Source organism: Candidatus Flexifilum breve, assembly GCF_016713355.1.
The window spans coordinates 1-23,162 of record NZ_JADJPI010000006.1 but is presented as its reverse complement, the minus strand read 5'-3'; the positions used below and the strand labels follow the sequence as shown (position 1 = coordinate 23,162).

General features: G+C 57.5%; 25 protein-coding genes, 1 tRNA gene and 1 pseudogene. 13 read left to right on the top strand and 14 right to left on the bottom strand.

All coding sequences use genetic code 11. The features are described 5' to 3' along the window. Positions 1-124: 124 nt before the first annotated feature. Positions 125-724: a class I SAM-dependent methyltransferase gene (locus IPK17_RS05370; RefSeq protein ID WP_343416649.1), complete on the top strand. Its 600-nt coding sequence runs from the start codon at positions 125-127 to the stop codon at positions 722-724. 89 nt (positions 725-813) lie between these two features. Here IPK17_RS05370 and modA read toward each other — a convergent pair whose 3' ends face one another. Together modA and IPK17_RS05360 are read right to left on the bottom strand one after the other, a co-directional pair. After that, positions 814-2,115: a molybdate ABC transporter substrate-binding protein gene (gene modA / locus IPK17_RS05365; RefSeq protein WP_343416648.1), complete on the bottom strand. Its 1,302-nt coding sequence runs from the start codon at positions 2,113-2,115 to the stop codon at positions 814-816. A gap of 12 nt (positions 2,116-2,127) precedes the next feature. After that, a complete protein-coding gene (locus tag IPK17_RS05360; RefSeq protein WP_343416647.1) occupies positions 2,128-2,664 on the bottom strand; it encodes a PadR family transcriptional regulator in 537 nt (178 codons plus the stop codon). 174 nt (positions 2,665-2,838) lie between these two features. Between IPK17_RS05360 and IPK17_RS05355 the strand changes: the two genes are divergently transcribed. Beyond that, positions 2,839-3,222 carry a hypothetical protein gene (locus IPK17_RS05355; RefSeq protein WP_343416646.1) on the top strand — a complete coding sequence of 128 codons (384 nt, stop codon included), beginning with the start codon at positions 2,839-2,841 and terminating at the stop codon, positions 3,220-3,222. 17 nt (positions 3,223-3,239) lie between these two features. On the opposite strand, the gene IPK17_RS05350 is transcribed toward IPK17_RS05355, so the two are convergent. The 7 genes from IPK17_RS05350 to IPK17_RS05320 form a co-directional block, all read right to left on the bottom strand. Then, positions 3,240-4,085, bottom strand: a complete 846-nt coding sequence (locus IPK17_RS05350; protein WP_343416645.1) for an ABC transporter ATP-binding protein — start codon at positions 4,083-4,085, stop codon at positions 3,240-3,242. After that, positions 4,082-4,912, bottom strand: a complete 831-nt coding sequence (locus IPK17_RS05345) for a hypothetical protein (RefSeq protein ID WP_343416644.1) — start codon at positions 4,910-4,912, stop codon at positions 4,082-4,084. Before IPK17_RS05345 ends, IPK17_RS05350 begins: the two co-directional genes overlap by 4 nt. Beyond that, on the bottom strand, positions 4,905-5,441 hold the full coding sequence (locus IPK17_RS05340; RefSeq protein WP_343416643.1) for an RNA polymerase sigma factor: 537 nt from the start codon (positions 5,439-5,441) through the stop codon (positions 4,905-4,907). The genes IPK17_RS05345 and IPK17_RS05340 overlap by 8 nt, the downstream gene beginning before the upstream one ends. Continuing rightward, entirely contained in the window at positions 5,428-6,096 is a 669-nt protein-coding gene (locus IPK17_RS05335) for a hypothetical protein (protein WP_343416642.1), read from the bottom strand. The genes IPK17_RS05340 and IPK17_RS05335 overlap by 14 nt, the downstream gene beginning before the upstream one ends. Beyond that, positions 6,086-8,143 carry a hypothetical protein gene (locus IPK17_RS05330; protein ID WP_343416641.1) on the bottom strand — a complete coding sequence of 686 codons (2,058 nt, stop codon included), beginning with the start codon at positions 8,141-8,143 and terminating at the stop codon, positions 6,086-6,088. Before IPK17_RS05330 ends, IPK17_RS05335 begins: the two co-directional genes overlap by 11 nt. Beyond that, positions 8,136-9,020 (bottom strand): ABC transporter ATP-binding protein, encoded by an 885-nt coding sequence (locus IPK17_RS05325; protein ID WP_343416640.1) that lies wholly within the window; start codon positions 9,018-9,020, stop codon positions 8,136-8,138. Before IPK17_RS05325 ends, IPK17_RS05330 begins: the two co-directional genes overlap by 8 nt. Positions 9,021-9,113: 93 nt before the next feature. Then, positions 9,114-9,689 carry a TetR/AcrR family transcriptional regulator gene (locus IPK17_RS05320; RefSeq protein WP_343416639.1) on the bottom strand — a complete coding sequence of 192 codons (576 nt, stop codon included), beginning with the start codon at positions 9,687-9,689 and terminating at the stop codon, positions 9,114-9,116. Positions 9,690-9,865: 176 nt separating this feature from the next. On the opposite strand from IPK17_RS05320, the gene IPK17_RS05315 reads away from it, so the two are divergent. The 3 genes from IPK17_RS05315 (at position 9,866) to IPK17_RS05305 (ending at position 12,267) form a co-directional block, all read left to right on the top strand. Then, positions 9,866-10,555 carry a response regulator transcription factor gene (locus tag IPK17_RS05315; RefSeq protein WP_343416638.1) on the top strand — a complete coding sequence of 230 codons (690 nt, stop codon included), beginning with the start codon at positions 9,866-9,868 and terminating at the stop codon, positions 10,553-10,555. Then, positions 10,552-11,658 carry a sensor histidine kinase gene (locus tag IPK17_RS05310; protein WP_343416637.1) on the top strand — a complete coding sequence of 369 codons (1,107 nt, stop codon included), beginning with the start codon at positions 10,552-10,554 and terminating at the stop codon, positions 11,656-11,658. The genes IPK17_RS05315 and IPK17_RS05310 overlap by 4 nt, the downstream gene beginning before the upstream one ends. A gap of 90 nt (positions 11,659-11,748) precedes the next feature. Then, a complete protein-coding gene (locus IPK17_RS05305; protein WP_343416636.1) occupies positions 11,749-12,267 on the top strand; it encodes a hypothetical protein in 519 nt (172 codons plus the stop codon). 101 nt (positions 12,268-12,368) lie between these two features. Here IPK17_RS05305 and IPK17_RS05300 read toward each other — a convergent pair whose 3' ends face one another. Continuing rightward, on the bottom strand, positions 12,369-12,995 hold the full coding sequence (locus IPK17_RS05300; protein WP_343416635.1) for a DUF305 domain-containing protein: 627 nt from the start codon (positions 12,993-12,995) through the stop codon (positions 12,369-12,371). 176 nt (positions 12,996-13,171) lie between these two features. Here IPK17_RS05300 and IPK17_RS05295 point away from each other — a divergent pair, with 176 nt between their 5' ends. Continuing rightward, positions 13,172-15,424, top strand: a complete 2,253-nt coding sequence (locus tag IPK17_RS05295) for a heavy metal translocating P-type ATPase (protein ID WP_502748415.1) — start codon at positions 13,172-13,174, stop codon at positions 15,422-15,424. Between the two features lie 62 nt (positions 15,425-15,486). On the opposite strand, the gene IPK17_RS05290 is transcribed toward IPK17_RS05295, so the two are convergent. Further along, positions 15,487-15,696, bottom strand: a complete 210-nt coding sequence (locus IPK17_RS05290) for a heavy-metal-associated domain-containing protein (protein ID WP_343416634.1) — start codon at positions 15,694-15,696, stop codon at positions 15,487-15,489. Positions 15,697-15,827: 131 nt separating this feature from the next. Here IPK17_RS05290 and IPK17_RS05285 point away from each other — a divergent pair, with 131 nt between their 5' ends. After that, positions 15,828-16,475 carry a response regulator transcription factor gene (locus IPK17_RS05285; protein WP_343416633.1) on the top strand — a complete coding sequence of 216 codons (648 nt, stop codon included), beginning with the start codon at positions 15,828-15,830 and terminating at the stop codon, positions 16,473-16,475. Between the two features lie 159 nt (positions 16,476-16,634). Beyond that, entirely contained in the window at positions 16,635-17,522 is an 888-nt protein-coding gene (locus tag IPK17_RS05280) for a histidine kinase (protein WP_343416632.1), read from the top strand. A 198-nt stretch (positions 17,523-17,720) separates the two neighbouring features. On the opposite strand, the gene IPK17_RS05275 is transcribed toward IPK17_RS05280, so the two are convergent. Continuing rightward, positions 17,721-17,794, bottom strand: a tRNA-Val gene (locus IPK17_RS05275). A 108-nt stretch (positions 17,795-17,902) separates the two neighbouring features. Here IPK17_RS05275 and IPK17_RS05270 point away from each other — a divergent pair. Both IPK17_RS05270 and IPK17_RS05265 read left to right on the top strand, forming a co-directional pair. Next, complete coding sequence (locus IPK17_RS05270) at positions 17,903-18,748, top strand: phosphodiester glycosidase family protein (protein ID WP_343416631.1); 846 nt, start codon at positions 17,903-17,905, stop codon at positions 18,746-18,748. 45 nt (positions 18,749-18,793) lie between these two features. Beyond that, positions 18,794-19,648: an FAD binding domain-containing protein gene (locus IPK17_RS05265; RefSeq protein WP_343416630.1), complete on the top strand. Its 855-nt coding sequence runs from the start codon at positions 18,794-18,796 to the stop codon at positions 19,646-19,648. A gap of 5 nt (positions 19,649-19,653) precedes the next feature. On the opposite strand, the gene IPK17_RS05260 is transcribed toward IPK17_RS05265, so the two are convergent. Beyond that, positions 19,654-20,430 carry a hypothetical protein gene (locus tag IPK17_RS05260; protein ID WP_343416629.1) on the bottom strand — a complete coding sequence of 259 codons (777 nt, stop codon included), beginning with the start codon at positions 20,428-20,430 and terminating at the stop codon, positions 19,654-19,656. A gap of 221 nt (positions 20,431-20,651) precedes the next feature. On the opposite strand from IPK17_RS05260, the gene IPK17_RS05255 reads away from it, so the two are divergent. Further along, the gene (locus tag IPK17_RS05255) at positions 20,652-20,906 is read left to right on the top strand and encodes a hypothetical protein (RefSeq protein WP_343416628.1); all 255 of its coding nucleotides are present in this window, start codon (positions 20,652-20,654) and stop codon (positions 20,904-20,906) included. Between the two features lie 46 nt (positions 20,907-20,952). Here the strand turns inward: IPK17_RS05255 and IPK17_RS05250 are convergent, their stop codons facing one another. Further along, positions 20,953-21,297: a hypothetical protein gene (locus IPK17_RS05250; RefSeq protein ID WP_343416627.1), complete on the bottom strand. Its 345-nt coding sequence runs from the start codon at positions 21,295-21,297 to the stop codon at positions 20,953-20,955. Positions 21,298-22,431: 1,134 nt separating this feature from the next. On the opposite strand from IPK17_RS05250, the gene IPK17_RS05245 reads away from it, so the two are divergent. Continuing rightward, the gene (locus tag IPK17_RS05245) at positions 22,432-22,668 is read left to right on the top strand and encodes a (2Fe-2S)-binding protein (protein ID WP_343416626.1); all 237 of its coding nucleotides are present in this window, start codon (positions 22,432-22,434) and stop codon (positions 22,666-22,668) included. Positions 22,669-22,705: 37 nt separating this feature from the next. Beyond that, a pseudogene (locus IPK17_RS05240) lies at positions 22,706-23,162 on the top strand (hypothetical protein); the annotation flags it as partial.

Below are 23,162 nucleotides of genomic sequence, written 5' to 3'. Positions count from 1 at the left end.
GTTGTCTCATGGGTAGGTTTGTCTTTTTTCCAAGCTTAGGTTACGGCACGGATAATGTCTGCTTGTGCTGGCACTGCTGGAGGGTAGAATCGCCGAATGTGATTCGCGCAGAAAGGCCACATAGATGACCACTCCCCCCGGAGACGACCGCCGCAGCGTCTTTATCCAGAACTATCAAAGTCAGCGAACGCCTTGGGACACCGGGATAACCCCGCCGGAAATCGTTCAGATTCTCCAGGAACTGCCGCCCGGGCGCGCGCTTGACATAGGGTGTGGGACGGGAACCAACGTGCGCTATCTGCTGGAGCACGGTTGGGAAGCGGACGGTATTGATTTCGTGCCGCAGGCCGTCGAAACCGCGCGCTTGAAACTGGTCGCTTTTCCGCCGGAAACCTATCGCATCCTTGAGTATGATGTCACGCTGCTCGAACAATGCGACCAACTGCGCGCTCCGTATCAACTCGTGATCGATATCGGCTGTGGGCACAGCTTCAAGCAGGCCCAGGCGGCGAAGTATGCGCGCGATGTGGCAGACCAGCTCGCGCCGGGGGGCACGTTGATGCTGTACGCCCACGTGCACACGCCAGAGCGCAACTCGGGTTGGCAACCAGAGGAGGTGCGCGACCTGTTTGAACCCTATTTTTCGCTCATCTGGCAGCAGGTCAACACGGATTCGACGGTTGGCACTCTGGCGGGTTGGTACAGAATGACACGAAAGCCTTGAAGCTGAGACCTGAGCCAAACGGTGTTTGAACGTCAGTTAGGATAAACAGCCTCGGCTGCCCCTGCCAACGGGGCAGCCGGAGCGCTTCCTCACCGCCAGGCTTCCCTCACCTCGGGCTTTACTGTCCGACAACCGGCGCATCCCGCAAGCTGATATTGACGACTCCTGCTGACATAGCGTCCGCCGCGCGCGTCGCCGGGGACAACCAGACGATCGGCCCCGTCCCACCGGCGATCGGTGCGCCATTCTCTGCATAGGCCACTAAAATCGGTTGATTCCCCAAATTCGGGGTCAATTTCGCCCCAGGCGATCACGGCCTGATAGCCATCGGCTGCTGTCACAACGATGAAGGTGCTGAGGCGATCATTGCGCACGTCCGCGTTCAGGTTCGGCTGCGCCGCGCTGATAATCTGCCACAGGGGCACACCCGTGAACGAGGTCGAAACCGTGTCGGTGCCGCTCAAATAGGCGACTTCAACGGTCTGCGCCGAAAAACTGCTGGTGAGGTCAGCCACCGTCAGGGTGATGGGGTTCAAGACCTGACCATCCACCGTGAAGGCCGTATTGCCCTCCGGCAGGGTCACAGCATAGGGCACTTCCGGGATGCGGACGGAGATGAAATTCCAGTTGACCAGAATGTCCTGTCCCGCATCCGACAACACATAATCAACAAAGGCCTGTGCCAGCTCGGGGTTGGCGGCGTCGTTGGTGACGGCAATCGGATAAGTCGCAATCGTGTTCAGATAATCCGGGATGGGGATGGCGATCACCTGTTCGCTGATGTCCGGCGTCACATCCGAGATGTAGACGATGCCCGCATCCGCTTCGCCCAGCGCCACTTTAGCCGCCACCTGCCGCACATTGTCTTCTTCCGAAACGACGTTAGCCAGCACAGCCGTACTGTACACTTCGCCGTAAGCAGGATCGGCGGCGAGACGCTGGAGCATCGTGTCCGTGTAGGTGCGGACGGGAACATCCGGCGCGGCAATGACCAACTGCACGCCCTCATTGGCCAGATCGCGCAGCGTCGCAATGCCCGCCGGGTTATCGGCGGGCACAATGAGAACCAGCCGATTTTTGACAAACGTGCGGGGCGATCCGGCGATCCGCTCGGCATCGCGCGCCACTGTCATCTGGGTGTGATTAGCGCTGGCAAACACGTCAGCGGGCGCGCCTTCAGCGAGCTGCGTGGCGAGGGTCGATGAACCGCCGAAGCTAAACAACACCTCGACACCGGGGTGATCGGCCTCAAAGCTGGGGGCGATTTCTTCAAAGGCATCAGTGAGCGATGCCGCAGCAAAGACAGTGAGGGTTTGCGCCTCTTGAGCGCTCACGGCAAAGGTTCCGACCAATAGGGCTATCAAGACGAGAACGAACACGGTTTTCTTCATGAAACGATCTCCTTAGGTCTGCGTGGACTGCAAAACCAACTCGCAGCGGTCGATCCAAGTGAGGACGGCCCCAAGTTGGGTGATCACCATCTCGGCGGCTAAATAGCCCATACTTTGTTGATTATTGCCCTGCGCGCTTTGTAACCGGGCATACTCTGCCTGACAGACGGCACGCTGTCGCGCAATAATCGGCGCTGTCGGAAGCTTCAGGAGTTGAGCGATATACAATCGGCTCAAAAACTCCACTCGAACGCGGCGAATACTGGCCGAGGGAGCAACCGTGCTCAACCACTCGTCGAGCACACGCCATCCTGCCTCAGTCAGGGAGTATTCGATGCGTGGCGGCGCACTTTCTGACCACTGTTCGATTCCACTGATCCACGCCTGCCGTTCCAGTCGTTTCAAAACGGCGTATAGCTGACTGGTGCTGAGCTTCCAGACCTTGCCTAACCGCGCCGGATCTTGAAAGGTCTCAAGGAGCTGATACCCATGTTGTCCTTGTGCCGCGAGCAGTCCCAAAATTGTTTCATCAGGTGTCAATGCATTCATGTCTGTATTCCATCATGGAATAGACCCTATTCTAACTTGGAATAGGCAGATAGGCAAATCAATCATACAGGTGGTTTTTCCACTACCTAGCCGCATCGGTGGTAGCGGAGCGTAGGGACAAGCAGTCCGCATGAGGCACTAAAGGGATAACGTCGGTATCTGGAACGGGGGTCTTTGGGGTATCTGAGCGCATGGTCGATCAGCGGGAAACAGCACTGTAACCCGCCTCGTGACCGACTCGGCGAGCGTCGTCCGTATGCGAATCACCGCTACTCGGTAGATGCAGACCAGGTGGTGCTGGTCGAAAGGCAAGCGGACGCGATCACGTTTGGCGGGTGGGACTTTCTAGCGCTGGCGGTCGCAGGGATACACGTTTCAGATGATCTGCTATCTTCGCTGCGGAAACACCGCCGCGTGTTCGTCGCGCTCGACAACACGCCGGAGGCGCTGCAGAAGAATCGGGAGATTCATCACCATACCTTCAAACCAATTAATCAAGCCATAGACGAAATAAACCGCCATTGGCTTGGAAGTCGTTTTTTGGCAACTTTGCTGTGAGATGAAGCTCTACGTATTCAAGAGGGGGTATGATGTTGGCGGATCAATAGTAAGTACGCATCTTCCAACGTGGCATCGACTCTTGTCATCTCCGGGTGCGAGTGAGGATTGAGCGATCGTACGACACAATGTGTTGCCTGTGGGATGACACGGATAACCGATTTCTGCATTGTTATTTGTGTCAGATGTTCAATAGGTAGTCGAACTTGATAAACTTGTCCGGCAACCGAAGCTCTCAGTGTCTCAATAGCACCCGCATACCGCACCTGTCCGCCTTGTAATATGATCACTGTCTGGGCGATGCGTTCGGCTTCTTCTGGCTGATGGGTGCTAAAAACCGTCAGGCCATCATGTTTTCTCACCAGACGATAAGCGTTTTCTCGTTCCGCGACATCTAATCCTCGGCTCAGTTCGTCCAGCAGCAGCAGTCGAGGGTGCCCCAGAAGCGACTGGGCAATCCCTACCCGGCGCAGCTGTCCGGTGGAAAGGTGGCGGAAGCGTTGATCCGCTATAGCATCTAAGTGCAGGGCGGCTAAAACCTCTGACGGGCTGCCGCCCCGCAATCGAGCCAGATAGGTCAGGAGTTTGCGCGGTGTAAGGGCATCGGGTAATTCCAGATCCTGCGGCAAGTAACCGATCTGAGTTCGCAATGCACGCTGATCGCGTGCATAGTGCTGCCCAGCAAACGACAGTTCGCCCGCGTCAGGCGGACACAGCGTCGCCAGCACCTGCAGCAGTGTCGATTTTCCCGCACCATTGGCTCCTAGCAGCGCTGCCACGCCGCCCGATAACGTGAAATTCACTTCATGCAGAGCCGTTTGCGTGCCGTATCTTTTACTCAACCTGCTGACGATCAACGTCATCGTGTCAGTACGCGTCCGGACTCGTAGATGAGGAACAACCCACTCATGAGCACCACCACCGCCAGCAGAGGTATCGTATTCGACAAATTGAGATGGGCGACAATCGTACTGGCATTCGGGAAGGCCATGGCGGTAGCCAGCACTGTATCCCGCCAACCTACCAGAATCAGCAGCCCCCATGTCAGCGTGGGCGCGATGATACCCGCCAAATTGCTCCAGCGGACGGAACAGAACAAAGCAATCCCGACCACTCCCATCATGGGACCTGACCAGATGAGGAGCAACCGCCACAGCACGATTTGCAATCCCTGTCCCCACACCAGCAGTAGGAGCATCGCCGCTATTATGCCAGTCAGCGCCAAGATGAGTGCTAAACGGATATAGAGAAATTCCAGCGGCTGCACTTGGCTGAGTTGTTCAAACTCCCACAGTGTGCGCGTTGCTGGGCGAAAAAGATAAGCGACCGCGGCGACTGCGATCGGAGGCGAGAGCACGAGCAGGCAAAGTGTCGCTTCTGCCCCACCCACACCGACGCTGAGCAGCACCCCGAGCGCCGTGACCACCAGACTTGCCCACCAGAATGGCGCTTCAATCAGGCTCATCTGTGCCCACGCCACGTGCAGCCAACCACGCAATCCTCGCTGGACGGGGGACACTTCAACAGCGGGCAATAATTCGGAGCGTTGTTTATCCAATAGAGGTGTGAGTGCCGCCAACAACCTCGTCGTGTCCGGTTCCGAAATATCATACTGCTCCAACCGCTCGATTAACGACTGCATTTCGCCCAGTTCGTCGCGCTGCGCGGATGACAGATCATTTTCAATCATAGATGCCCTCCGTGATCGCTAAAAAACCTTTCATCAGTTTCAGCGCATGGAACAGGCGGCTTTTCACGGTGCCGACGGGAGCATGAGTCACGTCTGCAATCTCCTCCAGCTTCAGATCGTGGTAGAAGCGCAAAATCAACACCTCCCGGTGATCGGCTGACAATTTTGCCAGTGCCTGAATAACCGCTTCTCGATCATCAACTGCAAAACCGGCATCACCCGGAATGTCTGCGGTATCTTCCTCGAAATCGGCGACGCGTTCATAGCGATAGTGCGCCGATTTGAAGTGGTCACGCGCAAGGTTCCGGGCGATCGCATAGGCCCACGGCTTGAAGCGAGTCGGCCGGTTACCCTTATAAGTCAGCAGTCGCGTAAATGTTTCCTGTGCCAGATCATCTGCCAGCACCACATCACCGCTAAAACGACACAGGAACTTAAACAGAGGCGCATGATAGCGCCGTATCAATTCTATGGATGCCACCTGGTTCCCTTGCAGTACCTGTCGGTACAGCGTTTCATCGTCCAACATAGCCCCTCCGACGCCACGCGCTGTACACAGCATTGAGCGTAAAAAAGACCAGTGCCCCTCCAATCAGCAGCGCGCGATTGAACGCAGGATCGAGGTTGTCCAGCGGGCTTGAATGGTTAAACAGGAACATGACCTGCGTGTATGCACCTTGTGTGATCCAATCCCCATACCAATAGCCGACGATCACACCAGCAGCAATCCAATAACTGCCGCTGATGTTATTGACGAGCAGCGACAAGCCCGCCAGATAGAGCGCGGGCGCATAGGCGGGCAGCACCACCTGATTGAAATCGTAAGCTCCATAGGCAAAATAGAACAGCAGCGCCGTCAGCAGCCCGCTGATAGCGAGGAAGACAGCCGCTTCGAGCGCACGCAGCACCGGTACACGCCACGACGGTTCGCCATACGTGCGGCGAATTTCATCGAAGCCCTCTTCGCGTTCAATCGTCATCAGGTGGGCACACGCCAACCCGCCAACCAGAGTGAGCACCACTTCGAACACAGTCGTGATCTCTTGCAAAGGCGGCACTGCCTGACGCGATGCCCAGACTATGCAACCGATCAGCATGTAGCCGGGGAGGATCAGAAGCGGCAAAAGCGAGGCAATGCCGAAGACAATACGCGCCTCGTACCAGGCCGTTGTCCTAGTCAGCATTGAGCGTCTCCGCAATCCAAGTGTTAAGATCTTCGATCGGCAGTGCGCCCAAACTATCAAGTTGTGTGCTGATGGCGTACAACAAGTCAAAAGTCGCAGTTTCGCCAGCCGAAACATAGGTGTCAAACAGCACGTTAGCCAACTGGTAGCGTTCTGCAAAGGGCACCGACGAGTAGAACATCGTGCTACCTGCTGGCAGTCCGTCTTCCAGCAACTGGCGCATCGCCTCTACATCCCCGCCTGTCAGATAATGTACCCACAGGAAATAAGCGACGTTTTCCGTCAGCGCGTTGTCGCGCCCCGCGAACAGGCTTTTGATCAATGGCGCTCCCACGTCCAGATAGACGTTTTGCTCGCCTGTACTCAAGTAGGCAAATTCGCGCGGATCAATGAACAGATAGAGCGATTCGCGGGTTGCCGGGTACACCCGCCATTGCGTGAAACTGTCGCTCGCCAGCGGGACTGCAACCACAGTCAGATCAGGCACATCGGGGAAGAAGCGGCGCAGGTAATCGTAGGCGGGTACGATGTATTCTTCGATGGGCGCAAGCACGTCACTGCCATCCGCGACGCCAGCCACCGTCAGGCGTCCCTCCGTTCGTGTCTGAAGACTGCTTGCAGCAATCAATTCCGCCCAAGTAGTGCCATCCGAGGCAAAAGTAGTCGCGTCAAGACGTGTCAGGTTTGAAGAAAACGCGAGCGCATTAGGTTCCTCCACCTTCAGGTGAAAGGCAGCGGGCTGATCGAGCAGGCAGGTAGGTTCGGCAGCGAAGTTCGCATCATACAGGGTGATGTTTGGGAGAAGTCGCCCCGGTACTGGATACCACAGCACTGCGCACGGTAGGTACACCCCCTCTGGGCGAATGAAATAGGTCGCTTCCGGTGGTCTGCCCAAGCGTCGTTCCAGATAGGTGATATTGCCTGTATAAGTGATTTCAACCACTGCGGAAGCGCCGGGGGAGATTGGCGCTGGCAGCGTCAGCGTCAATGTATCGCCGTTACGCCCGAGCGGCATACTCGAATCCCTAATCTCGAACTGGTGATACAGCGAAAACGTGAGTTCAGCCAGCGGCGCATCGCTCCGGTTCACTACGTCCATTCGTGCAGTGATTTGTGCGGGATCATTTAGGGTAAAAACAACATCGTATGCAGTCACACGGAACGGCATGGCAGAAGGCAGCACGGGATCGCCGGAAGCAGCTCGCTGCTCGTCTTCTGACCGGATCTGCTGGTTAGCAGCATGAACCTGGACTGTAAAACTCGCAGCGGCAAGGGCAACTACACCTAAGGCACACATCATCAGCACGGTGATCCGCGCTGACCGGCGGTGAAAACGGTTAACAATCACCCGCCACACCATCAAACTGCCCAGCAGCGCGATCAACCCGGCATAAAACACGACTGTTAAAGCGGGAAGCTGACCCTGTGGAATTTGTCCCCACACCAGCGGATTGACGGATTGATTCATCGTCACGAAATTGATCAGGTTGATACCGGGTACAGGCAGACCATCGTTATTCAGTGTGTTCGGAACAATGCCGACTCCCACCCACAGCACCGCGAACAACGGATACATCCAACGACGAATGCCGACTGTGTGCTGCACCGCCATGATTAACATGGTGACAAAGCCAATCGACACCAGCACCAGAAGAAGTTGATGCAAGGTATAGGCGATAGGCAAACGACCCGGCGGCGCGGTGACAAGTACGATTATCGGGGCGACGACGAGTGCGCCGAGCGCCGTGATCCCTGCCAACCAGCGCGCCAGCAGCACTTCAACGCCGGTCGGAAGTGCCACTTCCAGCAGGTCGAAGCGGCTGCGGGACGGACGCGATACCTGAATACCGCTGAGAAACAGGCCGATCAAACTGCCAAAGCCAAGCACAACATTAAACAACCCGCGAATGCTGCGGTAGTCATCCTGAGTATACGTGGTGATGATGAAACCGCTCCACACGGCTATAAACAGCAGATAGCTCCAGTGGAAGTTGAGCCGCAGTTCGAGCCGGTAGACGGTCGCAAAGCGCCGGAGTGTATCAAGCATGATCCGCCTCCTTCTCGGTTGCAGTGATCACGGCCATGTAGCCTTCTTCCAGTTCTGGTTCTACTGGAATTCCCCGCCCTAGCGGATTTTCAAGCGACAACACACGCACCAGCATACGTCCGCTCGCGGTGCGACTGGCGGTCACTCGATACGTGCTTTCTATCTGCTCATATTCGCGCGGTTCAATCTCGACCTGCCAGATGCGCCCATTGGCGTGCCGCATCAATGTTTCGGGGGCCCCACTGAAAATGACCTGACCGCGGTTGAGAACGGCGACGGCAGAGCAGCTTGCCTCAATATCACCCACAATATGGGTGGAGAGCAGCACGGTGCGTTCACCAGAAAGGCGGGTGAGGAGATTGCGGAAGCGAATTCGTTCTTCGGGATCGAGACCGGCGGTTGGCTCATCAACGATAATGAGCTGCGGATCTCCCAGTAATGCCTGCGCAATCCCTAAACGCTGCTTCATGCCGCCAGAGTAACCGCCGACTCGCCGCTTGGCATCTTTTGTCAGATTGACCTGCTCCAAGAGCGTTTTTACCTGTTTTTGCCGCTCGATGCGTGTTAAGCCTTTCATCACGCCAATGTAATCGAGTAGCTCATAGGCGTTGAGGCTTTTGTAAAAGCCGAAATCCTGCGGGATGTAGCCGAGATTTTTTCGCACAAAGCCCGGATCACGCATGACATCTATTCCGCCAACCCTGACCTGTCCGGTAGTGACCGGCATCAGCGTTGTAATAACGCGCATCAAGGTTGTTTTTCCCGCGCCATTGGGGCCCAAGAGCCCGAACATTCCCCGATTGATGGTCAATGAAACGCCGTCTAAAGCGCGGAATTTGCCATAGTCTTTTACGAGATCGATGATCTCTATCTTCATGGTCGAAACTTCCTGTTGTCCGTTTCCTATAGGACGACAAGACTTGTTAAAGGGTTTAAAACTGCTCAGGCAATCGCCGCACTGCAAATGGCATCATGTGATCAAGTCGCGAAGCGCTGGTAAGACAAGGCGCTGGTACATCTCGTTCATCTCCTCCGGCGTGTGGCGCATATCTTCGTCGAACCACCAGCGCAGCAGCATGAGAAACGTGTTTGCCACAAACTGCCCGACGACAGACAGGGGGGTTGGGGTATCCGTCTTCTCCGCGATCATCGAACGCAGGTTGGTCTCGATCAACTGGCTGATTTGCTGAAGCAGGCTGCGGTTCAGCAGGTCTGCACCTTGTCCCCACACGAGCGCCTGCATCAACCGCCGCTGCTCTTTCACATGCCGGAACAATTCCAGGCTGGGCAGCCGACCGTATTCCAATTCGCCTCGGTGCGCCGCATAATCCCCCAGATCATGAATCATCCGCTCGATCTGACTCAAGAGCAAGTTTTCTTTGTCGGTGAAATGGGCATAGAATGTCGAACGTCCCACATCCGCCCGATCCAGAATATCCTGCACCGTGATGTCGTCATAGCGCTTTTCAAGCATCAGCCCAACACAAGCATCCGCGATGAGCTGCTGCGTTCGCCGTGAGCGGCGATCGGTTTTGCCGCTGTGCATATCGGCCTCTCCTTCAGAAGAGCGCGCACAGCGGAAGCGAAGCCTCAGCTATCAGGTGCCCGTGCTGCACATGCGCCGCAGATGCCGAACTGGAAACCTAACCTCGCGCTGTCAGAACTTCACAGCAGGGTACAATAGAATGAATGTGGATACACAAGCGTGACCTGAGCAGCAAAGTGGCAACGATTCTCGTGATTGATGATGAGGACAGCATCCTCAATATAGTTGACGCCTATTTGAAAGCCGACGGCAATACCGTCTATGCTGCGCGGGATGGCGCGGCGGGACTCGCGGCGTTTCAGCGGTACAAGCCGGACCTAGTGATCCTCGATATTATGCTGCCGGAGATGGATGGCTTGGAGGTTCTGCGGACTATCCGCCGCAGTTCGGAGGTCTACGTCATCTTGCTCACCGCAAGATCGGAGGAATTTGACCGGGTGATGGGGCTGACTGTCGGCGCGGACGACTATCTCACCAAGCCATTCAGCCCGCGTGAACTCGCCGCGCGGGTCAAAGCCGTTCTGCGCCGCGGACGCGCATCCGCACAGGATGAGCGTCAGGTGTATGTGTTCCAGCACCTCAAGATTGACATGCAGCGCTATGAGGTCTGGCGCGATGAGGAGTTGAGCGAACTGACGGCACTGGAGTTCAAGCTGCTGTCGGTTTTGGCGATGTATGCCGGAATGGTTCTCAGCCGGGAACAGCTCCTCGAACGGGTGTGGGGCTATGATTTCTACGGCGAAGCGCGCGTCGTGGATGTGCATATCGGTCACATCCGGCAGAAGCTGGAGCGTGATCCCGCTGATCCCCAGTTCATCGTCACGGTGCGCGGCGTCGGCTACAAGTTTGCGGATGGGCGGCCGTGAACCTTTCGCGCAAGCTGTTCCTGTCGTATCTCGTCGTCGTCCTCATCGGGCTAGCGGTACTGTCTGCCGCGACGGCGTTTGTCGCCCCGGCAAACTTCACCGACCTGATGCACCATATGCGTGGCAGAGGTGCAGACCTGATGATGGGCGAACACATGACAGAACTCGATGCCGAATTCGACGCGGCTTTTCGCCAGTCCGTCAACAGCGCCTTGATCCTTGCCGGAATCACGGCGATTCTCTCCGCTGTCGGCGTGAGCTGGTTCGTCAGCCAGCAAATCACCCGCCCGATTCGATCGCTGGTCGCACTCAGCCAACAGATCGCCGGGGGAAGCTATCAGCAGCGGCTCAAACTCGATACCCGTGACGAATTCGCGGAACTGGTGGAGAGTTTTAACCGCATGGCGGAGTCGCTCGCCAGTACGGAAGCCATGCGCGTGCAGCTCATTGGGGATGTCAGCCACGAACTCAAAACCCCGCTTGCCGGGATCAAAGGCTATATGGAAGGGCTGCAAGACGGCGTGCTGCCCGCCACCCCGGAAACCTTCGAACTGATCCACCGGGAGGCCGACCGGTTGCAGCGGTTGGTGCAGGACTTGCAGGAGCTTTCACGCACCGAAGCCGGACGAATCGCGCTCGATATCCGGCCATTACGACCGGAAGCCATCGTCAATCCGGTGGTTGAGCGGATGCAGCCGCAGTTCGCGGATAAATCGATTCGGCTCACGATCAACCTGTCGCCCGATCTGCCGGAGGTGAGCGCGGACTGCGACCGGTCGATTCAAATCTTGACCAATTTGCTCGGCAATGCGCTGCAATACACGCCAAGTGGCGGACGCGTAGAACTATCCGTCCGCCGTGATCACCACAACATCTGCTTGGCAGTCGAAGACACGGGGATCGGGCTGTCGCCGGAGGCGCTGCCTCATGTGTTTCAACGCTTTTACCGTGTGGATAAATCCCGATCACGCGGCAGCGGCGGCACCGGAATTGGGCTGACGGTCGCCAAACATCTCGTCGAAGCGCAAGGCGGGCAGATCGGGGCTGAAAGCAGCGGTCTCGGCAAAGGCAGCCGCTTCTGGTTCACACTCCCGACCCCCTAAACTTTACCAAAACTTCATACAAGCGACATCGCCGCGCCATGCAGTTCTGACAGACTGTGAACAAATCTGTTTGGCATGTAAGGAGCGGTTATGGTTCGCAAATCTTTGCTTCTGATGATCGTAGTGCTGGCGCTGCTGAGTATTGGCGTGTTGATCGCAGCGGCCCAGGAGGATGAACCGACCACCCCGCCGTTCGGGCAGGGGATGATGGGTGGCATGGGCGGCATGATGCATCGCGGCATGATGATGGGCACGGGCGATATGCCCGGCATGACGGCCATCGCCGAAGCCCTCGGCATGGAGCCGAATGCGCTGGTCGAGGCGCTGCATTCCGGTCAGACGCTCGCGCAGATCGCCGAAGCGCAGGGCGTCGAGCTTCAGGCGGTGACCGATGCAATGCTCGCCGCTGCCGAGGGACATGTTGCGGAGTTGGTCGCTGCCGGCACGCTGACTCAGGAACAGGCCGATGAACACCTCGCCTACTTGCAGGAACACCTTGCCGAGATGCCCATGTTCTCTCGCGAAGGCTGTGCGATGATGGGCGGCATGGGCATGATGCATCACGGTCACGGCGGCAGGATGGGCCGTGGCGCAGGGTTCAATAGCTAACGCGCCTAACCGCCCTTTAGCGCTTCAAAATCAAACCCGATCACCATGATACGATGATCGGGTTGTTTTTGCTGTGAGAAGCGACACCGAGTCGGGACGAGCTACCGGTTCTCAAAAGCAAGCAGCAGTTCTTCGTAGCTGTTGATCTCGTCTGTTTGAACCGTGATGATGTCCTGCGCTAACGCGCGTAGGTCGGCGTGTCCCTGCTGATCCGCGTCGCGTTCCAGCAGGCGTTCCGACATATGCACTGCGTCATCGTGATGATCGACCATCGCCTCAAACCATGCGACCTCGTACTCTACCCCTTCCAGACGGTTGAACCCGGCGAACATCCCCATCATCATCGGGGGATCGCTCGCAGGCATTCCGCTCATGTTCATGCCACCATGATCCATGTCGCTCATCTGATCGTCGGTCATCTCCGCCATCAAGAGCGGGCTGTAGTCGATGTTGTACCATTCCAGCAACCATGTCTGCATCTGCTCAATCTCGGGCTGCTGCGCCTCAATCACAGCATTACAGACCTCGGTGAGTGAGTCCGAAACATCCGTGCGCGCCAGGCAGTCGAGCGCCATATCAATCGCCATCTGGTGATGATCGATCATGCCTTCCATGTAACGGACTTCTGCGCGCCCGATACGTCCTTCAACCGGCGCGTCGGCAAAGGCAGAGGGGACAGCCGCAAAGCCAAACAGCAGCAGCGCCACCAGTGTCACCATACGTTTCATAAACAGACTCCCTGATAGTTTGTTCCTCAAAGTATCGGTGGGATCAGTCCGTTTTTCACCCGCCAAATGGCGTGTGTCCGCGTTGGTCACGCCATTTAGCGCATTCGCAAGCACTTGCTTTGACCTAGGATGACCTGTGTAAAGCACGTACCGACCTTTAGACAGGAGTGTAAACGATGAGCCGCTCAGCTGATCACCTGCACGATGAGGGGCAGGAAGCGCATCACCATGCTTCCACCAAACCCCAAGTTGCTGACCATGCCGCTCATGATCTCAATTACCGCGCGAATGAAATCCTTGAACCGCAGCCCGCTGTTCCGGTAATGGACAGCGCGCAGCACCACGATCACACTAACATGGGACACGATCACCATGCCATGCCGCATGGCGGACACAACGCCCATGCGAGTCACGGGGTGATGCACGAGGGACACGCGACGATGATGCGCAACCGCTTCTTCGTTGTGCTGCCGCTGACGATCATCGTCGTGCTGTACTCGCCGATGGTGCAGACGTGGCTTGGTTTCTCGATGCCGGGATTTCCTGGCAGCAGCCTGATCGCCCCGGTATTGGGTTCCTTCATCTTCGTTTACGGCGGCTTGCCATTCTTGGGGATGGCACGGCAGGAACTGGCGCAGCGGCAGCCCGGCATGATGACGCTGATTTCCGTCGCCATCAGCGCCGCTTACCTCTACAGCATCGCGATCTTCTTCTTCCCGCCCGCTGCATCAACGGACATGCCGGGCATGGTGACAGCACCCCCCATGATGGATTTCTTCTGGGAACTGGCAACCCTGATCGCGGTAATGCTGCTTGGACACTGGATCGAGCTGCGCAGCGTGGGACAAGCACAGGGCGCGCTCCGCGAACTGGCGAAACTCTTGCCTGATACGGCAGAACGCCTACTGCCTTCCGGCGAAACGGAAACGGTCGAAGTTAATCAACTGCGTGTCGGTGACCGCCTACTCATTCGTCCCGGGGCAAGTATCCCCGCCGATGGGGTTGTCACGGACGGCGAGAGCCGCGTCAATGAAGCGATGATCACAGGCGAGAGCCGTCCCGTCCATAAACACCCCGGTGAGGCGGTGATCGGCGGCACGGTCAATGGATCGGGGTCGCTGCGCGTGGAGGTGCGGCAGGTGGGTGAAAGCACGGCGCTGGCGGGAATCATGCGGTTGGTCGAAGACGCGCAGCAAAGCCAATCACGAGCGCAGACACTCGCGCAGCGGGCCGCTTTCTGGCTGACGATCATCGCGCTCGCGGCGGGCGCGCTGACGTTCGTCGGCTGGTTGATCTTCACAAGCAGCCTTTCCGAAGCCGTCAAGCATATGGTCACGGTGTTGGTGATCGCGTGCCCGCATGCGCTCGGTCTGGCAGTGCCGCTGGTGGTGGCGATCTCCACGACCCTTTCCGCCCGCAATGGTTTGCTGGTGCGTCAGCGGTTGGCACTTGAGAGCGCGAAAGACTTGAACACCATCATCTTTGACAAGACCGGGACACTCACGAAGGGGGAGCAGGGCGTCGTCCATGTCACGGTATCTGGAATCGCCGAAACCGCTGCGCTGCGGATCGCCGCCGGGCTGGAGGGCGACAGCGAACACATGATTGCGCAGGCAATTCGTTCGTATGCGCACGAGCGCGGTATCACCCCCGCGCCGGTCAGCCGCTTTGAAAGCCTCGCCGGACGCGGCGTGCAGGCGGCGGTGAATGGCGTGACCCACTTCATCGGCGGACCACGCCTGCTCGAACACCTGAATCTGAGTGTTCCGTCCGCCCTACAAGCCGATCAAGCGCATGCCGAGCGTGCCGGGCAATCGGTCATCTACCTAACGACTGAGAGCGAAGTTGTCGCCCTGTTTGCGATTGCCGATGTCATACGCGAAGAGAGCCGCTCAGCCGTGCAGCAGCTGCATGATCTCGGCTTGAAAGTGGCCATGCTGACAGGCGATAGTGAACCGGTCGCGCGTGCCGTCGCCCAAGCACTCAACATCGATACGTATTTCGCTCAAGTGCTGCCCGAACACAAAGCCGATAAGGTGCGCGAACTTCAGCGCGGCGGCGATAAAGTGGCGATGGTCGGCGACGGTGTGAACGACGCTCCGGCGCTCGTCACCGCCGATGTGGGGATCGCCATTGGCGCAGGAACCGATGTCGCGATTGAGAGCGCGGGGATCGTTCTCGTGCGCTCCAACCCGCTCGACATCGTGAAAATCGTCCGGCTCAGCCGCGCAACCTACGGCAAGATGATCCAGAACCTGATCTGGGCGACCGGTTACAATTTGATCGCCATCCCGCTGGCGATGGGCATCCTTGCTCCCGTGGGTATCACGCTCGATCCGGCGGTCGGCGCGGTCTTGATGTCCGCCAGCACCGTGATCGTGGCGCTTAACGCGCAGCTTCTACGCCGCCTCGATTTGGTTGCGGCATAGCGCGTCACAACAACTAGCCCTTGTATAGGACAAGGGCTGGGCTTCTGAATGAGATATCAGCCTTATGCTTCGGTGGGTGCATATTCGATAGCAGTCAGCGCGTGCTCGATGCGCTCCCATGAGGCTGACTGATCCCACTGCACCGTGACGAGCTGTGATGGTTTGTTGATGTCCAGCACTTCGACACCGGGAATGCTCTCAAGCTCACCGCGCACCGTGCTCACACAGCCGTTGCATGTCATATTCGGCACTTTGAACGTCTTCTTTTCCACGATTGAGTCTCCTGATAGCCTACTTCGCTTCCAGCGTAACAATTCTCGTTCGCCGCAGCACACGCCATTTGGCGGTATTTTGGAGTGTGCACAACGATATAATGACGGTAAGGCAAGATCCGGAGAGATGAATGATGCGTGTGCTGCTCGCTGAGGATCATAAAATCGTGCGCCAAGGAACGCGCATGTTTTTGGAAAGCATCGGTGTCGAGGTGATCGGCGAGGCGACCACAGGCGTGGAAGCCGTTCGTTTCGCGCGTAAACTTCAGCCTGATGTGGTGATCATGGATATTCACATGCCGGAACTCACCGGCGTGGAAGCGACGCGGCGCATCCGTCACGACAATCCTGACGTGCGGGTACTGGTGCTCACCGCTTACGATGATCCGCCCTATGTCCATGCGCTGCTCGAAGCCGGTGCAGACGGCTATGTGTTGAAGACCGCTGAGTTTTCGCAGTTGTACCGCGCACTGCAAGAAGTCGCTGTTGGGCGTACCGCCTACGATGCCGGTGTGCTGGCGAAAGCTGCCGGACACGCTCACGATACCACTGCATTGGTTGAGGGACTAACCAGCCGCGAACTCGAAATCTTAGGGTTTGCTGCTCGCGGGTTGACCAATAAGGAAATCGGCAAAGCCCTGTTCATCTCCGACCGTACTGTTCAGGGGCATCTTCAGAATGTCTATCAAAAGCTGGGGGTGGGTACACGCACAGAAGCGGTCACCGCAGGCTTGGCACGGGGGCTCATCACACTGATGGATGGATCGCCTACCCCATGAAGACCAGCGCCAAAGGGCTGTTCGCCGGATCGCTGCTGCTCAACCTATGGTTCTTTACGCAGGTGCTGCGTCCGCTTCAGCGGTTGAAGGCACGTGCCGCCAAGCTCGCCGCAGGCGACCTAACCGCATTTGACCAGCCGTGCGGGGGAATCTCCACTATTGGGGGAACTGCGCCACACGATGGCGAGTATGGTCGGGCATGTGCAGCGCGCCCAAGCGGAAGGTCTGACGTATCGTCACGCTCTGACCGAAGGTCAGGAGGCGGAACGTACACGTATCGCGCATGAACTTCACGACGAAACCATTCAATCGCTCATTGCGGTGGCTCAAGGCATCGAACTTGGGTTGAACTGGTTGGAACATGATCCTGATCGGGCGAAATCGATGCTGAGCGCAGCCCGCGCTCAGGCAGTCGAAAGTGTCGAGAACCTGCGCCGCATGATCGCCGACCTGCGCCCCCCTGCCCTTGAAGAACTCGGGATTGTCGCCGCCTTACAGCTCCTCGCGTCGCAAAACCGGGGGCTTCACGTACAGGTCAACGTCTCCGGCGATGCACGCCGCCTTGAGGAACAGCAGGAACTCACCTTGTTTCGCGTGGCACAGGAAGCAGCACGGAATGCACAGCGGCACGGGAACGCACGCCGCATTTCGCTTGAACTGGACTTTCATGCAGCGGATGTCCAGATTGCCATCACCGATGATGGTCTGGGCTTTACACCGCCTCCCACCCTCGATGGTTTGGCTCAAACCGAAAAGTTTGGACTGCTCGGAATGAAAGAGCGGGTTGAGCAGTTACACGGTACGCTGCACGTGGTGAGTGAACCCGGCAAAGGCACGCGTGTGCACGTGAAACTGCCCCTCGACCCGATCGCTCAGCCTACAGAGAAGGTTCGCGATCCGGTGTGTGGGGCAGCCATTGAGCCTCGCCACGCTTTTGGCAGTGTAGTCTACGAGGAGTTCAGGTATTACTTTTGCTGTCCAGTCTGTCAGGGCGCGTTTCAGGCTCAGCCGAGCCTGTACGTCAGAAACGCTGCGTCAAATGAATAACAGAATATCTTTTCTAGGCAACCAAATCGCTCCTTGAAAGTTCCTAAGGGATTATAATAGTTGCCCCCTGTTCAAGAAGCGAACACACTTGTACTAAAGCGAGTCGACACAGTCCGAAAAACGAAAAGGCTTACATGATGATGTAAGCCTTTTGTTCAAGTTGTGTCTTGTATACCGGTCGATTTAAGAGAAGCTTGTTGGGCCCTATAGGACTCGAACCTATGACCTCACGGATGTGAACCGTGCGCTCTAACCAACTGAGCCAAGAGCCCGTCACGCCGCGCGTTTGAAGCTACGGTCAACGTGATGTAAAGTATAGCCTGCCTCGTCCACGTTGACAAGGCTCTGTTTTAGAGAGAGACGAGGGTGTAAGTGCGACTTTGCGCTACCGATTCTTCCGCCCTGCTGCGCGCGCTGATGTGGCGCCGCAGCTTTCCCTGTTGATCACCGCCATGTCGTTGATGACGGGCTGTACGCTCAGCGCGCAGCCTCCCCCGCCCACAGCGACCACGCCGCCGACCGCCGCGCCCATCCCTACCCTCGACACAAGCGGTTGGGAAGTGCTCGCGAATGGGCTGGAACGGCGCTTGATCACCGTGACCGCCAACACTTTTTCGACCTTAACTGCTCGTGCTGCGCATCGATCCGGCGCTCTATACGTTGCGCGCGCACTATCGCCTGGCGAACCGCTCACGCTCGGCACGTGGCGGGAAGTGCTGCCCGGCGCGGTCGCATTCGTCAACGCCAACTTCTTTGATACGGCGCAGCAGGCGCTCGGGCTCGTCGTGAGCGATGGCGTCGCCTATGGGCAAAGCTTTACCGACCGTGGCGGCATGCTGCAAGTGCAGAACGGCGTTCCGCGCGTCCGGTCGATTCTGCAAGAGCCCTACTACGGCGAAGCGCTGGAACAGGCGGTGCAGGGTTTCCCGGTGCTGGTCGCCAACGGGCAGACTTCATTCACCAATACGCAAGGGGATCGGGCATCGCGGCGGACGATTGTCGCGCAAGACGCTAACGGACGCATTCTCCTGCTGACGACACCCTCGTTGTTCGGGATGCGACTGGTCGATCTCAGCGCCGGGCTGCCCGCGACCGATCTGAATCTCGTCACGGCGGTAAATTTGGACGGCGGTGGTTCAACCATGATGTGGATCGGCGGGAACGCCGCGTATCAGCTTTACTCGTTCGATCCGGTACCAGCGGTATTAGCGGTCTATCCGCGTTAAAATCATCCGTCATAAGGGACCGAGGCTGCGGCGCGGCCTGACACTTTGATTATTGGGAAAACATCATGGCTAATCCAAAGACTTATCTTCGCCCGACTACGCCTGATCGCCTCTGAACTGGCGCAGAAACCGGGCAGTTTGCTGCTGGCGGGCGGCGCGCTGGCGCTCGGCACACTTGACCTGCCCTACTCCACCGTGATCGATTTACAGGCGATCCCGGAACTCAACCGCCTGGACATGGATGAAGGCGGCGTGACGCTCGGGTCAGCGGTCAAGCTGGAGCAGCTGCTCGGTTGGGAAGAACTGCCGGACGTATTCCGACGCGCACTTACCCGGGCGATCCCCGCCAACATCCGCACCAATCTATCAATTCTCGAAAGCCTGCGCGAGCGCCAGCACCCCATGCTGCGTGAATGGCTGGCGGCCATCACCGCGCACGATATCGGTATCGAATGGCTGAAAGAGGGGCAGCTTGATTGGGAAAGCATCGCCGGGCTGCTCGTTCACGCCGACGAATTCGATCAGTTGTTCATCACGTCGATTGACATCCCCGCCGTGCCGCAGCGTCAGGCATTGGGCGCGGCCTTCGTCGCTCGGACGCCGGCTGATGTGCCGATTGTCAACGCGGCGGTGTACGTGTATTTGAACGAGGAAAACACGGTCGAATCGATGTTCGGGGCGCTGTGCGGCGCCACGGCTGAACCGGTACTCGGCTTCACCCTCGAAACATTGATCGGCAGCCCGCTCGACGCGGCCAACATCGCCAGCGCGGTCAAGGCCGTCGCGGCGCTAGTCAATCCAGTTGGCGACTATCTCGGCAGCGCGGAGTATCGCCGCGAGATCGCGCGGGTGTGCGTCGAACGGGCGCTCGCCGAATGTCTGGAGCAGCTCAGCGCGTAACCAGTTCAGCGCGCGCGGAAGTAAACGAGATAGCGCCCCCTGGTGATCACAAAGTCGATGGGCGTTGCAAAATCGTCGGTCGCGCCGTACGCGCACTCGGGATCGGTCTCGAAGCAGATGAGAATATCCACATCAAGCGCCCGGAGCGCCGCAACGGGCGTCATATCATGGTAGATAGCGTAGCGATGCAGCCCTTCCCAATCGACGAAGCCGCGATCCTGCTGAAGGGTGAACCAGAATAACTCATCGCCGACGACAGTTGTGCCCGCCGGGATTTGCCATGTCAGCAGATCGGCTTCCGCGATGAGGCGCGAATTCGGCTCATCACGCTGTGCATTCGCCATATCGAAGATCGGCGGCGCAGCAAGGGCGGGCAGAACGACAAACACCGCGATCACCAGTGCCAACCGGGAGCCCACAGCGCGGGCAAACGCATAGGCGACAAACGGCGCGAACAGGGCAAAATAGCCGTAGGTCGTGTTGATGAACAAGGGCAGCAGCAGCAGCGCCGCGAGCAGCAGCGCGACGAGCGCCCGTTCGCCGCGCCACAGCAGCAGCGCGAACGCGCTCACGATGGCAAGCAATTCGACTGGCGCCAGCGCCAAACTGAAGCTGACAATATACTGTCCGATCAGTTCGAGCGATGAGGGAGAGAAGCGGAGACCGTTGAGACCCTGATAGTAGGCGGTGAACTCCCGATAATGGCGCAGGCTTTCCTGCAATATCCGGCAGAAAGTGGCCCGCGCCGTACAGAGCAACGCCAACCGCGCACGCCAGCGCATAGACGAAGACGTACTGCCACTGACGGCGATAACACAGCGCGATCAGCAGCAGGCCGAGCAGCCCGCCGAAACCGAAGGCCGCCGTCGGCACTGCTTCCAGCCCAATCCACAACGACACCCCCATCACGGCGGCCGACCACATACGTTTGCGCTGCAAGAAAGCAAGTAAGCCGTACAAAACGCACGAGGTATACACCGCCAGTAGTATGTCGGGGCGCATATTGTGCGCAGCGCGTGTGAAAGCGCTCAACGCCAGCATACAGGCGACGCCAACCAGCATGCGCCCGCGCATGCCCGCCCGCCACAACGCCGCCCCAGTGATCACCACGCTGAGCAAGCTTGAAAAACAGCGGCACCACCCGCAAATTGATAAGCGAGGCATCGGTGAAGCGCATCCACAGCCCCATCAGGGCGTAGTAGCCGGGCATCACCGGGTCCGGATCGCCAAATACGGATGCCGGGAAGTTGACGGCTAACCGACCTGTTTTGGCAAAGTGGGTCGCGGCGCTGCCGAACCACGGTTCATCCGGTAGATCGAGCGGCATGAACTCGCCGAGACTGGACACATGCATGGCGACCAACGCGGATTGCGATCAACCCGGCCACCAGCGTCGCATAACCAAGCAAACGCGCACTCGGCGCAGCGCCGGGCGTAGTGGTCACCATGACCGCCGCCAACGCACAGAGCGCGACTGCATGCACGGTCACGACCCACAGGCTGACGGGAAAGGTCATAAGGCGCGCATGCTGATCGAGATAGGTAATCGAGCCCATCACGAGAAAGGTGATCACACCAGCGGCGACGAGGACGAGCGCCGTCCCGGCGCCATCCGCCAGTTCACGGCGGATGCGGGGCTCCAGCAGCACGAAACCCACAGCCAACGCGGAAAGCAGCAGGTAGCTGGTGACGAGGGTCGATGGATTGATATGGTAGTAACGGGTCAGCCACTCGGCGTCGAGTGTTTGCCGTGTGGCGAGTATGCCCCACGCCAGCAGCGTGAGCAGCGCGGTCAGAGCAAAAAGGGCGGGTACGGAGGCTGTGTATCATGCCGCCTATTCTAATCGGTGCACGGCGAAGATTTCAACCAGCGGCGTGAGCGCGGTATACTAAGAGTGAATGTTACAGATATGTCCAGTGTACGCTCATCGAATGTCTTGAATAATTAGACACTTTTTGAATAGGAGAGGTCGAGAGGTGCTGCGAGATTTCTTTCCCCTCAAGGTAAGGTTTCAAGTGAGGTGCTCGATTGTTATCAAATTGGAACACGCAGACAGAGATCGTTGATGATTTCCTGAGTCAGCTATATGTCTCAAAGCGAAGTATCAATGAAATTAAGTTTGATGATAATTACGGTGTAATTTTGGGGAGTTTTTCAACCAATATGCGCGAGTTGGTAACGATCTGGCATATTGAATCTCAACTGCTCAAACAAATGGAAGACAGACCTAGATTACGTGTTTCATTGCTCTCAATAACTTATCAAGATTTTGAACTCTCTTGAAATGTGTGTTGACATGTTACGTGAGGATATCCTTTCAGATCCCTGTCCTTATAAGAAACGTAAATGAAGCGATTTTGTTGAAGTTATTGTTTGGCTGCCGATCCAAACCTCCTGACGAAAATAGAACAGGGAAAATTCAGATCCAGAGAAGCAATTGCCAATGTACGAAAAATCTTGCCCGAATTTATACGCCACTGGGATGTTCCAAAGTCAATATTTTGTACACATCAATGTAAAAGACTACTTTCAGTTTGCAACATACATGTCCGAAAAAGACGAAGCTGCAACTAGGGGATGTTTACACATGCTTGCATCAACCCTTATGTTAAGTTGCATAGTATTTGAGTTCATTTTCATGACTCATTGTCAATCTCCTATGTTTTGGTCGCTTAATGATATGAAAAAGCCAGTTTGGTCACTAACAAAAATAGGTGACGATTGGTTGAGATCCGTTAATGATACGTTGAACACCTTGAATTTGAAGGACTCAGAATAAAACATGCAAATCACCCTTACCCTCAACAACGAAAAACGCACGCTTGAGGTGCAGCCGCATGAACGCCTGCTGCGCGTGCTGCGCCGCTACGGCTGCTACAGCGTCAAGTTTGGCGACGAGCACGGCCTAACGGGCGCGGACACGGTGCTGCTCGACGGCGTGCCCGTCAATTCCGGCAATCTGCTCGCCATGCAAGCGATGGTCATGATCCTCACGCTGGAAGGCATCGGCACCTCGTAACCTACATCAACTGCAAGAGGCGTTCATCGAAACCGGGGTGATCCAGTCCGGCTACAAACACCCGGCGCAGATTCTATGCGCCTATGCCCCTCTCCAGCAAAACTCCAACCCGACTGAAGCCGAAGTCCGCGAAGCGTCTCCGGGTGTGCTCGACCTTGGGCGAAACGGGCTACGTCAAGCCGGGCGCAAGGGGATCTGCGGCGGCGGCGGCGGTGCTGCGCGCGAAGACGTGCCGCCCTACGGCCTCGAGCGGGCAATCCCTGCGCCGCCGGAATTATTCGGTTCGCCGTTCGACGACCTATGGTTCGGCGGGGGCGATGGCAGCGGCGATGTGCAGACGCGCACCAAAGCCGCGATCATCGTGTGTGCCGCCGGAAGTCGGAAGCGCTCAAGACCGTCGGCAAGAGCGAACCCAAAGTCGACGCGGCCGGCTGGCGGCGGAAAACCCGCCCTTACGGACGACATCGAACTGCCGGGAATGCTCCATGCCGCCC